Annotated in this window: 15 protein-coding genes; 4 read left to right on the top strand and 11 right to left on the bottom strand. The window is 50.7% G+C overall.

Features of this window, described 5'->3' with window-relative positions; all coding sequences use genetic code 11:
* Positions 1 to 9: 9 nt before the first annotated feature.
* The 6 genes from cimA to SPICO_RS01580 form a co-directional block, all read right to left on the bottom strand.
* On the bottom strand, positions 10 to 1,629 hold the full coding sequence (gene cimA, locus SPICO_RS01605) for a citramalate synthase (protein WP_013738949.1): 1,620 nt from the start codon (positions 1,627 to 1,629) through the stop codon (positions 10 to 12).
* The gene (locus SPICO_RS01600; RefSeq protein WP_013738948.1) at positions 1,622 to 3,241 is read right to left on the bottom strand and encodes a 2-isopropylmalate synthase; all 1,620 of its coding nucleotides are present in this window, start codon (positions 3,239 to 3,241) and stop codon (positions 1,622 to 1,624) included. The genes cimA and SPICO_RS01600 overlap by 8 nt, the downstream gene beginning before the upstream one ends.
* 120 nt (positions 3,242 to 3,361) lie before the next feature.
* Positions 3,362 to 4,354, bottom strand: coding sequence for a ketol-acid reductoisomerase (gene ilvC, locus SPICO_RS01595; protein ID WP_013738947.1), 993 nt, complete (start codon positions 4,352 to 4,354; stop codon positions 3,362 to 3,364).
* Positions 4,355 to 4,472: 118 nt separating this feature from the next.
* Positions 4,473 to 5,012: an acetolactate synthase small subunit gene (ilvN, locus tag SPICO_RS01590; RefSeq protein ID WP_013738946.1), complete on the bottom strand. Its 540-nt coding sequence runs from the start codon at positions 5,010 to 5,012 to the stop codon at positions 4,473 to 4,475.
* A 617-nt stretch (positions 5,013 to 5,629) separates the two neighbouring features.
* A complete protein-coding gene (locus SPICO_RS01585) occupies positions 5,630 to 5,758 on the bottom strand; it encodes a sodium pump decarboxylase gamma subunit (RefSeq protein ID WP_013738945.1) in 129 nt (42 codons plus the stop codon).
* Positions 5,759 to 5,768: 10 nt separating this feature from the next.
* A complete protein-coding gene (locus SPICO_RS01580; protein WP_013738944.1) occupies positions 5,769 to 6,911 on the bottom strand; it encodes a sodium ion-translocating decarboxylase subunit beta in 1,143 nt (380 codons plus the stop codon).
* A 336-nt stretch (positions 6,912 to 7,247) separates the two neighbouring features.
* Here SPICO_RS01580 and SPICO_RS01575 point away from each other — a divergent pair, with 336 nt between their 5' ends.
* The 3 genes from SPICO_RS01575 (at position 7,248) to SPICO_RS01565 (ending at position 9,540) form a co-directional block, all read left to right on the top strand.
* Positions 7,248 to 8,054, top strand: coding sequence for an amino acid ABC transporter substrate-binding protein (locus tag SPICO_RS01575; protein WP_013738943.1), 807 nt, complete (start codon positions 7,248 to 7,250; stop codon positions 8,052 to 8,054).
* Positions 8,055 to 8,122: 68 nt separating this feature from the next.
* A complete protein-coding gene (locus tag SPICO_RS01570) occupies positions 8,123 to 8,758 on the top strand; it encodes an amino acid ABC transporter permease (protein ID WP_013738942.1) in 636 nt (211 codons plus the stop codon).
* 17 nt (positions 8,759 to 8,775) lie between these two features.
* On the top strand, positions 8,776 to 9,540 hold the full coding sequence (locus SPICO_RS01565) for an amino acid ABC transporter ATP-binding protein (protein ID WP_041394959.1): 765 nt from the start codon (positions 8,776 to 8,778) through the stop codon (positions 9,538 to 9,540).
* Here SPICO_RS01565 and SPICO_RS01560 read toward each other — a convergent pair.
* From SPICO_RS01560 to SPICO_RS01540, 5 genes are all read right to left on the bottom strand, one after another.
* On the bottom strand, positions 9,530 to 10,507 hold the full coding sequence (locus SPICO_RS01560; RefSeq protein WP_013738940.1) for a Fic family protein: 978 nt from the start codon (positions 10,505 to 10,507) through the stop codon (positions 9,530 to 9,532). The two genes, SPICO_RS01565 and SPICO_RS01560, sit on opposite strands and share 11 nt — an antisense overlap.
* 104 nt (positions 10,508 to 10,611) lie before the next feature.
* Positions 10,612 to 11,418 carry an alpha/beta hydrolase gene (locus tag SPICO_RS01555; protein WP_013738939.1) on the bottom strand — a complete coding sequence of 269 codons (807 nt, stop codon included), beginning with the start codon at positions 11,416 to 11,418 and terminating at the stop codon, positions 10,612 to 10,614.
* A 41-nt stretch (positions 11,419 to 11,459) separates the two neighbouring features.
* A complete protein-coding gene (locus SPICO_RS01550) occupies positions 11,460 to 12,545 on the bottom strand; it encodes an ABC transporter ATP-binding protein (protein ID WP_013738938.1) in 1,086 nt (361 codons plus the stop codon).
* Positions 12,546 to 12,560: 15 nt separating this feature from the next.
* Positions 12,561 to 14,255 (bottom strand): ABC transporter permease, encoded by a 1,695-nt coding sequence (locus SPICO_RS01545; RefSeq protein ID WP_245523214.1) that lies wholly within the window; start codon positions 14,253 to 14,255, stop codon positions 12,561 to 12,563.
* Positions 14,256 to 14,362: 107 nt separating this feature from the next.
* Positions 14,363 to 15,382, bottom strand: coding sequence for an ABC transporter substrate-binding protein (locus tag SPICO_RS01540; protein WP_013738936.1), 1,020 nt, complete (start codon positions 15,380 to 15,382; stop codon positions 14,363 to 14,365).
* Between the two features lie 249 nt (positions 15,383 to 15,631).
* Here SPICO_RS01540 and SPICO_RS01535 point away from each other — a divergent pair, with 249 nt between their 5' ends.
* Positions 15,632 to 16,039, top strand: coding sequence for a hypothetical protein (locus SPICO_RS01535; protein WP_215904623.1), 408 nt, complete (start codon positions 15,632 to 15,634; stop codon positions 16,037 to 16,039).
* Positions 16,040 to 16,069: the final 30 nt, after the last annotated feature.

Raw genomic sequence — 16,069 nt, 5'->3', positions numbered from 1 at the left:
CACTTCTCCTTATGCTCCATGCGCCGTATGCTCTGTCGGCGGCACAATGCCATCACTCATCAACTTGTATTCTATGCTATCGCTCAAAGCAAGCCAGCTGGCTTGTATGATATCCCGGCTCACTCCCACGGTCGTCCAGTTTCTCTCTCCGTCGGAAGATTCAATCAAAACCCGTACCTTGCTGGCAGTGGCGCTCCTGCTGTCCAGCACGCGAACCTTGTAATCCGTGAGATGGACGCTGCGCAACGATGGATAGAAAGACTCCAGCACCTTCCGGAGCGCTTTGTCCAAGGCATTCACCGGGCCGGCTCCTTCAGCGGCGGCAATGCCAGCCGAACCGTTCACGCTGACCTTGACAACCGCCATGTGAGTCTCCGGGGAATGCGGATCCGCAACGGGATGGTTTCCCGTCGTCTGGTAATGAACCAGATTGAAATATGGGTGCCAGGAACCAAAATTCCTTTTGATTACCAGCTCAAATGAACTTTCCGCGCCCTCAAACTGGTATCCTTCAGCTTCCAAGGTCTTCAACGTCCCGACCAAAGCCGACGTCCGTTCATCATTCCTGTCCACATAAGGCGCAATCCGCTGCAATGCCCTGAATATCAAGGCTCTGCCCGCTACCTCGCTGGTCAGAAGACGCCGTTCATTCCCCACCGCGGCGGGCTGGACATGCTCAAAGGACGCCGGATTCTTCAGTACGCCGTCAATGTGCATTCCCCCTTTGTGAGCGAACGCTCCGTCTCCTATGTATGGTGTACCGGAAGGAACGGACACATTGCTGACTTCGGCGACAGCCCGGCACAGGGTGTACAGACGTTCAAGACTTTTTCCGTTCAATACGTCCCTATCCATCTTCAAAGCCAGGTCGGCGGCGATTGTGGACAGGTTGGCGTTGCCGCATCGTTCCCCGAAACCCAGCAGAGTTCCTTGTACATGTGTTGCTCCGGCATTAACGGAGACAAGTGAGTTGGCTACAGCCATGCCTCCATCATCATGGGCATGAATACCTATCGGGATGCCCGGAAATCTTTCCACCACAATCCGAGTGACGCGTTCCACTTCCCATGGAAGCGCCCCTCCCCGCGTTTCGCATAGGACAAGAACATCCGCGCCTGCGTCGCGGGCGGTCTCCAGACATGCCATTGCATAGGCAGGGTCGGAGGCATGACCGTCAAAGAAATGCTCTGCGTCAAAGATGACCGTTTTCCCTTTCTCCTTGAACCAGGCAATGGTGTCCCCAATCATCTTCAGGTTCTCATCTTTGGTTGCGTGGAGGATTTCCTTCACATGGAAGTCCCAGCTCTTGCCGAATATGGCAACGGCATCCGTTCCGGCTTCAAGCAAGGCTGCCATATTCGGGTCATCGGCACAGGAAGAATCCTTGCGCCGAGTGGCTCCAAAAGCCACCAGGCGCGCACAGGACAGTTGCATGGCCGCGACCTTCCGGAAAAATTCCAAATCCTTGGGATTGGAACCGGGATTGCCTGCCTCTATCCATGCTACGCCCAGCTCATCAAGCAGTTCGACAATCCTGATTTTATCAGACACGGAGAAACTGATTCCCAAGGCTTGGGAGCCGTCCCGCAGAGTGGAATCAAACAGGTCAATCTTCGCTTTTTCAGCCATGACTGACCTCCCGATCCTTTGCTTTGTCACTATGGCTGGAAAGCATGTCATTCTCAAAGCTCATTGCGCGGGCACTCAGCCCTTGTCCCGCGGCATAGGAGGAATTATCCAGCATGCGGTTCACCGCGGCAAGACAACTCAGGATGCTTGCTTCTATGACATCAGTACTGACTCCCCGTCCACGGTAGAAGCCTTCCCCATCACTAATCTTCACCAGAACTTCGCCTAAGGCATCACGATGCTCAGTCACCGCCTGGAGCTTGTAATCTTCCAGACTGAAAGGGTGTCTGATGATTTTCTCCACTGCCCTGAGTGATGCATAGACAGGCCCTGTTCCGGAAGCGACCTCCTGGTATTTCTTTCCGTCCTTGGACAGGGTGACGACAGCGGTGGATGTAATCATGTTGCCGCTGTTGACGACAAAGTCCACCAGATGCCAAATCTCGGCTGCTCCAGTCGAGCTGCTTTCCACCAAAGCAATCAGGTCACGATCGGTGATTGTCTTCTTACGGTCAGCAGTGATTTTGAAGTCCTCGAAAAGCGCGGGAATCCTTTCATGAGGCAGGGAATAACCCAGTTCTTCCAGTCGTTTGACAAAAGCGTGCTGTCCTGAATGTTTCCCCAGAACCAAAGCTGTCTTTTTCAGTCCGACGGATTCCGGAGTCATGATTTCATAGGTCTTCGCATTAGCCATCATGCCATGCTGGTGGATTCCTGACTCATGGGCAAAAGCATTGGTTCCGACGATGGCCTTGCTGGGAAATACCGAGACTCCTGTGATGGAGCTGAGAAGACGCGCACTCTTTGTAATCTCGCGGGTATCAATGCCCGTATCGTAGGGCAACACATCTCCCCGTGTCTTCACGGCCATGACAAATTCCTCAAGTGATGCATTTCCCGCTCTCTCGCCGATGCCGCACAGGGTACATTCCACTTGACGGGCGCCGCCCATCACTCCCGCCAGCGAATTTGCCACGGCAAAACCAAGGTCGTTGTGGTTATGAACCGACAAAATGGCTTTGTCCATGTTCGGAACCGACGTATGGACAGTACGTACCATCCTCTCCAGCTCATGGGGGAGACTGTAGCCGACAGTGTCGGGCAGGTTGATTGTCGTAGCTCCGCTGGCTATGGCCGTCTCCACCACTTTGCACAGGTAGTCAAGATCGGAACGTGAAGCATCTTCCGCACTGAATTCAATGTCGTCACAGAGATTGCGGGCATAGGTAACCATCTTCCTTACCTGCTCCAGGGCATGCTCCCTGGTCATTTTCAGCTTGTACTCCAGATGCAGGTCGCTGGTAGCCAGAAAAAGATGGATGCGAGGACGCCGTGCCTCCTTGACTGCTTCCCCCGCGGCATCCAAATCCTTTTCCAGGGCACGGGCAAGGCTGGCTACGACAGGGCCGTCCACATGACGCGCTATTTCCCGCACGGACTCGAAGTCACCGGGAGACGCTATGGCGAAACCGGCTTCGATGATATCGACTCCAAGAGCCTGGAGACGGGAGGCAATGCGGAGCTTCTCCTCAAGGTTCATACTGTAACCGGGAGCCTGTTCCCCATCGCGCAGAGTCGTATCGAAAATCCTGATGCGTTCCTTGTCTCCCATGTCCTTGGTTCCTCCCTACATGAATGTGTGTCCGAATGTGTGTCCGTGATGGACGATACATGACGGATAGTACATGACGGACAGCACCCCGCTCCGTGGTCGGGGAGCTGTCACAATATCTTATTTTTTCAGCCAGCTCATCAGAGAACGCAATCTTGCTCCGGTGCGTTCCAGGAGACTGTCCGCTTCCATGCGCTTGCGTGCGTTGAAGTACGGACGGTTCACTTTGTTTTCCAACAGCCAATTGCGAGCGAAGATTCCCTCCTGGATGTCACCGAGGATTCCTTTCATCGCCTTGCGGGTGTCATCGGTAATGATTTTTCCTCCGGTGATATAATCTCCATATTCGGCGGTATCGCTGATCGAATACCTCATGTAGCTCAATCCACCTTGGTTAATCATATCGACAATGAGTTTCATCTCATGACAGCATTCAAAGTAGGCCATCTCCGGCTGATAACCGGCTTCCACCAAAGTATCGAAGCCTGCTTTAATCAAGGCGCTCACACCGCCGCAGAGAACCGCCTGTTCTCCGAAAAGATCCGTCTCGGTTTCTTCCTTGAAGGATGTCTCAAAAATACCGGCGCGTCCGGCACCCAAACCCTTGGCATATGCAAGGGCGACCTGGAGGCTGTCACCGCAGGGATCTTGATGGATCGCGACAAGAGACGGAACGCCCTTTCCTTCCTGGAACTGGGTACGGACGGTGTGTCCGGGGCCTTTGGGGGCAATCATGATGACGTTCACATCTTCCGGAGGAACAATCTGTCCGAAATGGATGTTGAAACCATGGGCGAAAGCAAGGTACTTGCCTTTTTTCAATCCAGGGGCGATGCTCTCTTGGTAGAGGGCCGCCTGCTTTTCATCATTGACCAACATCATGATGAGGTCGGCATGCTTCGCGGCATCAGCGGCAGTCTCGACCTTCAGCCCGGCTTCCTCCGCCATTTTCCAGCTCTTGCTGCCCTTGTAGAGGCCGACGATTACATCGACACCGCTTTCATGCAGGTTCAGCGCATGGGCATGTCCTTGGCTGCCATAGCCAATGATGGCTACCGTCTTCCCATCCAGACGGGAGAGATCCGCTTCATTATCGTAATACATCTTGCTCATGGACTTTTCCTCCACCCTTTTTCGCGGGTCGCGATTAATTTTCTTCAGGTTGGTTTTCTTCATTCAGCCTGTTCTTGCGCTCATGTTTGGTTTCCCGGCAGTTTCACTGTCTTCTGTCTTACGCGCCTTCAAGCGCGGATTCAAAGCTCTCATCTTCCGGGAAATCACTGAGAGGTCTGCTTCCTCTTTCCAATGCCGTGATGCCGGTACGAACCATCTCGACAATGCCGTAAGGCGTCACCAGTCCGATGAAAGATTCAAGTTTGTCCAGACTGCCGGTCAGCTGTAACGTGATGGTGCTGTCAGTGACATCCAGAATCTTCGCCTTAAAGATTTCTCCCAGTTCTACGATGTTGGTTCTTGTTCCCGCCGACACGGCTATCTTCACCATCACCAGTTCGTACTGAAGGGACTGACGGGTGGTCATCTCATGAACCCGTATCACATCATACAGTTTGCCCACCTGTTTCTTAATCTGTTCCACGATTGCCCGGTCTCCGGTAACCACGATGGTTATGCGGCTGATTTCGGAATTCTCCGTCACTCCGACGGACAAGCTGTCGATGTTGTATCCCCGACGGCTGAAAAGTCCGACGACACGCATCAGTACGCCTGAATGATTATTGACCAGAATTGCCAGTGTATACCGTTTTTCCATATGAAAATCCCTCCCGGAAAACATAAAGCAAAGCCTTGCCCACGGATGAATCCGCGGCAGCATATACGACGACAGCAGTGTCTGGCACGGGAGAGTCCTCCACGAATGCCAGCTTCCAGCTGCGCCGTGGATTATAGAATTACAATTACAGTAAGGTTGGTAATAAGAAAAGAAATAAGGCGTACCAGAATGGCAGGTACGAGAATGGAAGATAGGATGGTAAGAAGAATGTGAGCTACAGAAACAGAAGCGGCGGGGGCATAGGACGCAAAGGCACAGCATGCTTGAGGCTGCGTCATCCGGTTACTTCGTGCGGTTCGGCTTGTCGGGCTGAACCAATCTTTCATGGTAGAAGTTCTCACGACATTCTCCTCATATCACCTTTTCAGGCGACGATGTTGGTAATTTGTACCCTTGCCTGTGGAACTTTGTCAACCCATTATGCAAAATAATGAATATTCTGTCCGAACTTATGCAACATAATCACGAGGAAAGCCCTGGCATCTTGGCTGCACATAAAACCAAAACAAAAGAGGCCGTTGCAAATGTCGCAACAGCCTCTCCGTATTTCCTCTATGAAGATGTCTTTCTTTGTGAAAAGAAAAACACCGACAGGATTATTTCTTCTTATTGCCGACCTTGCCCAAAATGTACGTGGCAACGGCAATGGCACCAAGGACAATGAAGATTGCTACCATACCCTTGAGCATCAAATCAAGACTTTGCATTACATACACATTATTCATTTTTCTCTCCTTACCCCATCAGCAGAGGGACGATGCCCAGGATGACACCACCAGCGACGACAGAAGCAATCTGTCCAGCCACGTTAGCTCCGATGGCATGCATCAGAAGGTGGTTCTGAGGATCGGCTTCCTGCCCCATCCTCTGCACGACACGGGCACTCATTGGGAACGCCGAGATACCGGCAGCACCGACCATCGGGTTGACCTTGTTCTTGGGACTGAAAATATTGAGAATCTTGGCGAAGCAAACACCAGCGATTGAGTCGAACACGAAGGCAAGAAGACCCAGCACAAGAATCATCAGGGTTTGCAGGGAAACAAAGTTTTCGGCGCGCATTGTGGATGCAATGCTGATACCGAGAAGCAAGGTAATCAAATTGACCAAGACATTCTGCGCAGTATCTGACAAAGAATTGAGGACGCCGCACTCACGAATCAGGTTGCCGAACATCAGCATACCGACCAGACTGACTGACGCTGGAGCGACCAGACCGGAGATGATGGTGACGATGATGGGGAAGAACAGGCGCGCGGCACGGGTCACGTTAAGAGGATTGTAAGGCATCCTGATTGCCCTTTCCTTCTTGGTTGTCACCAGCTTGATTGCAAAAGGCTGTATGATGGGAACCAATGCCATGTAGGAATACGCGGCAACGGCGATAGGTCCGACATACTGGCTTTTCAGGACTTGGGATACCAAGATTGAAGTCGGCCCGTCGGCAGCACCAATGATACCGATTGAAGCGGCGTCAGTGAGATTAAAACCCAGCAAAGTAGCACAGGTGATGGTCATGAAAATACCGAACTGCGCTGCGGCACCGAACATCAGGAGCTTGGGGCTGCTCAAGAGGGGGCCAAAGTCAATCATTGCTCCGATACCGATGAAAAGCAACAAGGGCATAGCTTCCGCGGCATGGATGCCGACTTCGAACAACCAGTCCAGGATACCTGTCACTTCGCCGATGCCCGCCATCATCTGGGTCACCGCGCCGCTCAGGGGCAGGTTGACCAGAATAGCACCGAATCCCATGGGCAAAAGGAGCGAGGGCTCAAGTTTCTTGGAAATAGCAAGGTAAATGAGTACCGCGCCCACGACGTACATGACAATCTGCTGCCATGTCACAGATATGATTCCAGCATAGAGGAAATCCATGAAAAGCCTCCGTTAGAGAATGTTCGGGAAATTTTGAACCGCTGGGAAGCTTCCCCTCGGATTTTTTCCAACAGTACGAACGATACATCAGATGAGAGGATTTGGTCAAATAGCGGCAGGACAGTTCTTCGGATTCTTTGTGATTCTTTTGGGCTTCCTTGGCTTCATACGGAAACACGGATGGAAATGCAACGGATGAACAAATCAATGCTCATAAAAAATATGTATAGAAAATGAATAAATATGCAATTTATCACTTGGAGATGTTTACAAACCATAGGCAAGATACTATAAGTTGAGCATTACACATTTATAAAACTCATTTGGGAGGATGGCATGAAAAAGACCTTGGCTCTGTGTGTCATGATTCTGGCGGCCGTCAGTTTGTTCGCCGCAGGCAGTAAGGAAAGCGGAGAGGATTCGTCCTTAAAAAAAATTCAAGACCGGGGAACTTTCATCCTGGGCCTTGACGACACATTCCCTCCGATGGGTTTTCGGAATGAGAACAACGAGATTGTCGGCTTCGACATTGACCTTGCCCGTGAGGTAACAAAACGGATGGGAGTCACCCTTCTCCTCCAGCCCATCGACTGGAATGCGAAGGAACAGGAACTGAACACAGGCAAGATAGACTGCATCTGGAACGGCTTCACCGTCACAGAGGAGAGAAAGAAAGTCGTGAATTTCTCCGAACCCTACCTTGAGAATGCCCAGGTCGCCGTGGTCAAGACATCATCAGCTGTCACGACCCTTGCGGATCTTGCCGGCAAGAGCATCGGCCTACAGGCTGGATCGTCCGCCTCCAATGCCGTCGATGCCGCTCCGGTATTCAAAGCCTCCCTGAAGGGAATAGTCGAGTTCAAGGAAAATCTCACCGCCCTGATGGATCTTGAGATAGGCGGAGTGGACGCCGTAATCGTTGACCTTCTGGTTGCCAACGACAACATCAAGAGAAGTGGCAAAGACTTCCGCATCCTTGATGAGAGCCTCGCTCCGGAGAACTATGCCATTGGTTTCCGCAAGAACGACAACGCCTTGCGCAACGCCGTGCAGAAACACCTTGATGACATGGCCGCTGACGGCACTATGGCCCGCATCTCCACCACATGGTTCGGAGCGGATATCACCATTGTAGGAAAATAAGCTATCGGATATCATGCCCCTGAATCCTGCCTTTCAGCCGGGATTCAGGGACATCCATGGAGGAGCCGATGGGGAATTTACTCATACATATGGGAGAGGGAACGGTCACGACCCTCAAGATTTTTTTCCTGACCCTGCTTTTCTCCCTTCCTCTGGGACTTCTGGTCGCAAAAGGACGGATGAGTCGGTTCAAACCTTTGTCCGCTGTGGTCAACGCTTATATCATGGTCATGCGCGGGACGCCCCTGATTCTCCAGATACTTTTCGTATACTTCGCCCCGTACTATCTTTTCGGAGCATCATATGACCGCTTCACCGCAGTCATCATAGCCTTTACTGTCAACTATGCCGCGTATTTCGCCGAGATTTATCGGGGAGGAATACAGTCAATCCCAAAAGGCCAACATGAAGCGACTCATGTCCTGGGCTTTACTCCATGGCAGACCTTCACCCGCATCACCATGCCTCAGGTCGTAAAACGAATCATCCCCTCCATGGGCAACGAGGTAATCACGCTGGTCAAGGATACGGCACTGGCGCAGACCATCGGCGTTGCCGAACTGTTCCGGGTAGCACAGAATGCGTCCGCGCGCGAGTTTTCAACCATGCCCATCTTCATGGCAGGAGTCTTTTACTTCATCATGAACATGGTTGTTTCCAAAGCCTTCGACGCATGGGAGCGAAAGCTCTCCTACTATTCATGAGGTATAAGGAAAAGCCGATGGAAGTCATATCAGTCAGGAATGTCGGGAAAAGTTTCGGAGGGATTCCTGTTCTCAGGGACATTTCCCTTTCAGTATCGACCGGGGAAGTCGTTTCAATCATTGGTTCATCAGGAAGCGGGAAATCCACACTGCTCCGCTGCATCTGCCAGCTTGAAACGATTGACAGCGGAGCCATCAGCATCTGCGGTGAGGACATGGCATCCACGGACAGTGGGAGCGGGTTAGTAAGCTATGCTGACAAAGCTACTTTGAAGCACATCAGAAGTCATATCGGCCTTGTATTCCAAAATTTTAACCTTTTTCCTCATTTTTCCGTCCTGCGTAATATCACGGAAGCGCAGGAAGTTGTCCTGAAACTACCCCATGGGCAGGCTGTGGAAACCGCGCGGACGCTCTTGGCAAAGATGGGACTGACAGAGAAAGAAAACGCCTACCCCTGCGAATTGTCAGGCGGGCAGCAACAGAGAGTCTCCATAGCTCGCGCTCTCGCGTTAAAACCAGAAGTTCTCTGTTTCGATGAACCGACCAGTGCCCTGGATCCTGAACTCACCGGAGAGATACTGAAAGTCATCAAGGATCTTGCCGCCGAAGATATGACCATGGTAGTAGTCACCCATGAAATGGCGTTTGCCAAGGACATCAGCGACCGGGTTATTTTCATGGACGATGGAATCATCGTAGAACAAGGTTCCCCGGATTCTGTCATCTCCCATCCAACCCATGAGCGCACACGTCAGTTCCTGACACGTTTCATGGAGTGATGTCGGGAATTATTCCAGCCTCCCAACTGACACGGAATGCCACGGCATCTTCAAGCAGACGCATCATATGCTGGTAGTTTCCTCTTTTCACTGTCATGACCAAAGCAGCCCCCAGTTCTTCCTTGTTATCCCTGGCGATGAGCGGAGGCGGAAAGCCCTCACGCATGAACTCTCCGCAGAGAACCAGCCATGCACAGAGAGCGTTGTGTCGCGGGAAGGGTTGGATGCGAAGCAGTTCACCGCAAAGGAATGCTCCACGGACTACAGGATGCAACTGAGGCCAGTCACGGTCATACTGGAAGAACAGTGATTTCATCTGGGTTTCCACGGGGTATTCACGTGTATCCGCACCAAAGGAGTTCCCGCTTTTCACCGAAGCGGCACGATACGTTCCCGCATCACCTGATGCCAGACCGTGCGTCAGGCTTGCATGGAAATCCCTGACAATCCTTTCCGACCAGACTTCCGATGAACCGGAGTCCGTTGCATTCACCACATCTGCCGAACTACCGCAGAAACGACGGACAAGGAGCAAGATGCATTCGCGAACATTCACTACCAAAACATGGGTATCCAAATCATGAGCGGGAACGACACGGCCTGAGAGCATCTCCATGACCGAGGAAAGCGGAATACTGACCCCGTCAAATTCCAGAAGGAACGCAATGAAACGTCCGAGCTCTTGCTGGTCATTCACAAAGGAGCGTGTCGCATAAGCATCGGAAGCAAGCCAGCCCGTCCGGAGTTCCTCAAGGCGGGACAGGCTGAAAGAACCGGAACGTAAGGAAAAGTTCTTGATATGCCTCAACAATCGGCCATCTCCTGGCTTACCGGCAGTATCGGGAATATTCCACGACCACCCTGACCGCACGGCTCCATCAACCCGCCCTTCAGAACAGAGAATGCGTACCCTGCGTTCCGATATGTCCCACCTGCGAGCAGCTTCACCAGAACTCATATAACCCATTCAGCGCCTCCATAGAATTATCTACAGAGATAATAGCCCGATATAGGAATATTATCAAGTACTTATATATGATGCGCAAGTCATGAAATTCTACAAAATCCTTTTTACGGTTTATGTTTGAAAAGCACATCGAGCCAACCGAAGCACAAAGGAATCCACTGGGCGCACAATTCATTCGTCGTGCCGACTTCCCTGTTGCAGGTTGAAAGTCCATGTTGCCCATGTGCGAATATATGACATTCAAACTCTACCTTCATAGCGGCAAGAGCCGCCGCAAAGACCAAGGAATTTTCTACAGGCACAGAAACATCGTCAGCCGTATGCCAAAGGAATGTAGGGCATGTCTGTGGCGTGACAAATTTTTCCAGCGAAAAAAGAGCTGCGATACGTTCATCGTCCCGACCGAAGTTTTCCACCGATCCCTGATGGGCATGGATTCCATTGATGAGTACCGGATAACTCAGGATAAGGGCGTTCGGCCGATTACTCCCCGGTTCCACATCGGGAATCTTTTCATGAAGGAGCGGGTTATCCCAATGGACGGCAAGCGAAGCGGCGAGATGTCCTCCTGATGAAAAACCAAGCACGGCAATGCGTTCAGGATCTATCCCTAGTTTTCCCGCCCTTCCCCGTATACGCGCCAAAGCACGGGAGGCGGCGGCAAGAGGTTTTAAATGCGCCGCATCATCTCCGACAGGATACGTAAGAATGAAGGTGTCGTATCCGTGCGCAAAGAAAATAGCGGCAGGAGGATTTTTCTCTCGATCGGAGACCCTGATATATCCGCCTCCGGGACAAATGAGAATGGCTGGTCGTCCTGCTCCGGGCAAGGTCACGCCGTCAATCTTCTCATGGACATAGCCATACAGGGAAAAAGAATCTCCCGCCTCAGTCATCTCCACACGTTTCATAGAAGCCTCCCATACCGTACCTGAGTTCAGCCTTAAGCTCATCAAACAGATATCACATGAGCGCTGACGACATCAAAGGAAATAGCTGCCTGTTCGCCGACTTGCAAAAAACCTTCCTTGACCGGATTGTATGAAATTGCCTGGATAGGATTTTCCATACCTTCGACAGCAACTTCATACTCCATTGTAGAACCCAGATAAACCGCTTGGGTGATCGTTCCATGGAGCATGGCATCATCCCCCGTCCGCCCAAGAACCAGACCTTCCGGGCGAATGACTATTTCACACGATGCTCCCGCTTTCATATCCGGATTGAAACTTGGAAAATCATAGGAACGTCCGTTCAGGGATATGCGTGCTGTCTCACCGACAGACAAAGCCTTGGCAGAGATGAAATTTGCCCGTCCTATGAAATCCGCGACAAACCGGTTTTTCGGTCTGCTGTAGATTTCAAAAGGCGTATCCATCTGTTGGATGACTCCTTTGTCCATAACTACAATCCTGTCGCTGACCGTCATGGCCTCAATCTGGTCATGCGTGACATAGATACTTGTGATGTTGAACTGCTTTTGTATACGCCGTATCTCAATGCGCATCTGTTCCCGCAGCTTTGCATCCAGATTCGACAGCGGCTCGTCAAAGAGAAGAACACGCGGCTTGTTGACAATGGCACGCGCCAGAGCGACACGCTGCTGCTGACCGCCGGAGAGCTGACTAGGCCGACGGTTTCCCAGAGGCCCAAGCCCCATGGTTTCCATCATCTTGTCTACTTCATCGGCAATCCTTTGCTTGCCAAATCCTTTGAGCTCAAGCCCAAACCCAATGTTCTGCCTCACTGACAGATGGGGGAAAATGGCATAGGACTGGAATACCATGGACGTATTCCGTTTGTTCGCGGGAAGTGTATTCACCAGTTCATCATCGATATACACATCTCCGGAAGTCTGGTTTTCAAAACCACTTATGATTCGCAGTGTCGTTGTCTTACCACAACCGGAAGGACCAAGAAGCGTGACCATCTCACCTTCGTTTATTTCCATATTCACATTATTGACGGCAGTGAATTCCTTAAGTTTGTTATCATGGTCAGTAAAAACCTTGGTTATGTTAACTAATTTTACACTCATCATATTCTCCTGTCGTCAATGGGAAAGAATGGAACTTGTCGTCTGATACTTCAACCGAAGTATGGTCTTGATTACAACCATTGCCACCAGCACTATTCCAACCAGAATGATGCTGAATGCAGCGGCAGCACCGATGTTTCCGCTTTCAACCTGATTCATGATCTGTACTGTCATGAACTTCCACCGGGCTGAAACAAGGAAGATTGCAGCACTGATTGCCGTCATACTCCTGACAAAAGCAAACAGCAAGGCACTGAAAAAAGCAGGTATCATAAGCGGCAAAGTAATCTTACGGAATGTCTTGCTGCTGTCCGCTCCCAAATCAACGGCAGCTTCTTCAATTGACGGATCAATCTGGTTGAGAACCGCGACACCCCCCTGTATTCCCACCGGTATGTAGCGGAATATGAAATTAAGTACGAGGATTGCAAGGGTTCCCGTCAGATAGAAAGGTGCTTGGTTGAATGCAAGAATATACCCTATGCCAATGACAGTACCCGGCACAGCAAAACTCAACATGCTGGAGAATTCCATGAAACGACGCCCTGGAAAGACCTTTCTGACCACTAAGAATGCAATGACCATCCCCAGGATACCACTGATAGGAGTTGACAAACCAGCTATCACCATAGTATCGGTCACTGCTTCCCAACCAACCCTGAACACATACGCGAAGTTCCTCAGCGTAATCTTGGAGCTATTGCCCCATGATTCAGCAAGGGCTCCCCAAACAATGCTGGCATAAACGGTGATGATCACCAAGGCGATTGCCAAGGACGCTCCGAACAAAAACCAGCGGGCGGCAGGGCTTACGACATTGTTCGACGATTGGGTCGGCTTTCCCGTGACTGTAACATATTGTTTCTTGCTGACCCAGTATTTCTGGAGGATATACGCGGTGATGGATGGCACCAGGAGAATGAACGCCAAGGCCGCTCCCTTTGCAAAATTACCCATGCCAGTAATTTCCAGATACGCCTGGACGGACAGTATGGGGAACTGGGCTCCGGCAAGAACGAGAGGATTCCCAAAATCTGCCAGTGATTCAATGAAAAGCACGAGCATTGAGCTGGCGATTCCAGGGATTGCCAGTGGAAGTGTCACTTTTCTGAAAATCGTGAACCGGTTACCTCCCAAATCCATTGCGGCGTCTTCCAATGTCGGACTGATTGACTCCAGGACACCACGGAGAGTAATGTACGCCACCGGAAAGAAAGTCAGGATTTGCGCGAAAAGGAGTCCTTTCGGTCCATAAGCACTTGCATTGGTCATGCCCAGCAGTGTTGAACTGATGAAGCCGTTGCGACCGAAAAGCATGATGATTGCCAAGGCTCCGATGAACGGCGGACTGATGATGGGAATAGTCGCGACCAGGTTGAAAAATTTCTTGCACGGAATATTGGCCCTGGTAAGGGAATATGCAAAGACAAAAGCAATGAAAGTCCCCAGGAACGCGGTAGCAATGCCTATCCACAAGGAATTGAAGAATGCCTTGACGTAGTAGCCATTACTGTACACGATGACATCCCTGAAATTCTTCAGGGAAAATTTACCACCTGCCTGAAAGCTGACAATGCATACCTTGATAAGCGGATAAATGATGAACAGGATCAGGGCAAGAAGGATGACGATGATTGCTCCCAATAAAAGAGGATCCTTGCGCATTTTCCGGATTTCCTGCCATTGGGTCGCCATAAATGCTGTTTTCACTGATAAACCTCTCAATGAAGTTGGTGTAGGAACATGAAACACCGGCAGGTAATCAGATGTATGAAACCTTCTGTCTGCCGGTGTCCGTGGTCTGACAAGGAACCCTTTTACTTAGCGCTCAGAACCTCGCTGACCCAACGCTCAACCAAACGATTATAGTTTGCACTATACCATGCCAGGTCAATGCCTACGACATCCAGGCTGGAGAACGGAGGCATGATTGGATCAATCTCGGCTTCCGGTACTACAGGATAAAAATATGTTCCGGTCGATTCCAAGACATCCTGGCCTTGCTTGCTGACCAGCCAGTCCATGAATTTCTCAGCTGCCGCCTGGTTCTTGGCACCTTTCAGGATGGATGCCGCGGGAAACTCAAATCCGAAACCTTCGGAAGGAAACACGATTGCAATAGGCTGTCCATTTGCTTGCATCTGGAAGAAAGCCGGAGAGAACTGGATACCGATGGCTGCGTCGCCGACATTCACGCCCTTCGACGGACCAGTCCCAGAAGAAGTGTACGTCTGGATGTTCTTGTTCAAGGCTGCCATATATGCAAATGCCTGATTTTCTCCCATCATCTCAACCAGACTGTACAACATGATCTTCGCTGTTCCAGCAGACTGCGGTGTCGGAGCCTGTATAAGCCCTTTGTATTCTGGTTTCAGCAAATCCGCCCAGCTGGTAGGCATGGAGGCACCAGCACGAGCCAAAGCATTTGTATTCACGCCGAAACACAGAGGATTCATGTAGAAGCCCCGCCAATATCCGTCCGCATCCTTGAATTCCGCGCCGAGTGCTTCAAATGCGGGTCCTTTATAGGGGATGGTCAATCCGGCTTCCTTTGCCGTAATGTGGTTGTCACTGGGAGCCCCCAGCCACACATCGGCCTGCGGCCTCCCGGCTTCTGCCTGAATCCTGGTCAGGGCAGGTCCCGAAGATAGCTGGACGAAACTGGTCTTGATGCCCGTATCAGCAGTGAAAGCATCGAGAATCTTTACAGCATTCGCTTCATCCACACTTGCGTACACAACGATTTCTTTCGTCCCTGCGGATTCTTTTGCGCCCTGTGAGAACACAGGCACAGAAAGGACAAGCAATACAAGCACGATTGCACATAATTTTTTCATTTTTCTCTCCCCTTTATTTGTATTTTTCTTCTGCAAGCCAAAGATATTGGCTCCGACTGCCAATGAAGGGTTTCGTGCATATCACCTTCATGCATCGTTTCAATAGTTGCGGAATAATCTTAACACATCTTAACACTTTTTTAACATTTATATTTGTGTTCTTGCATCTTTGGACGGGATAATCTTATTGTATGATTCAGTAAAAGCGCATGGTGGCTTTCTTAATCCATACTGTGGCTATGGGGTGGCGTGATGAAAAGGATAATGGTTTTCTTAATAGGGTTATTTTTTGTTTCCATGGTAATCAGCGCGAATGATGGAAGCTCAAACAACGGAACGGGAATAAATCCTCCTTCATGGGCAATCGGAACCTGGGAAGACAAGTTTTTTTCAACCACCCATGTAGTAACACATGATAACGTCCGCGTCATCACCGCTTCAGATACGATTGATTTCAAGGAAATAAGCAAGTCTCAGGGAACACCTGTGTCCGCTTTGGTTGACAAGGATGTGTATTCACTTACCATATCCATCACCTATTTCGGCACACGCCAATCCGTCTCATATGTCTATACGCGGCTTTCCGATACAACCATGAAATGGACATGGACAATCAGCGGCATGGAAGTCGGCGCGGGAACGCTTATCAAGCAATAGTATTTTGATGGTGCATTATCATCGTTATGC

This window comes from Parasphaerochaeta coccoides DSM 17374 (genome assembly GCF_000208385.1).
Lineage (GTDB): Bacteria > Spirochaetota > Spirochaetia > Sphaerochaetales > Sphaerochaetaceae > Parasphaerochaeta > Parasphaerochaeta coccoides.
This window is presented reverse-complemented; position numbering and strand designations above follow the sequence as displayed.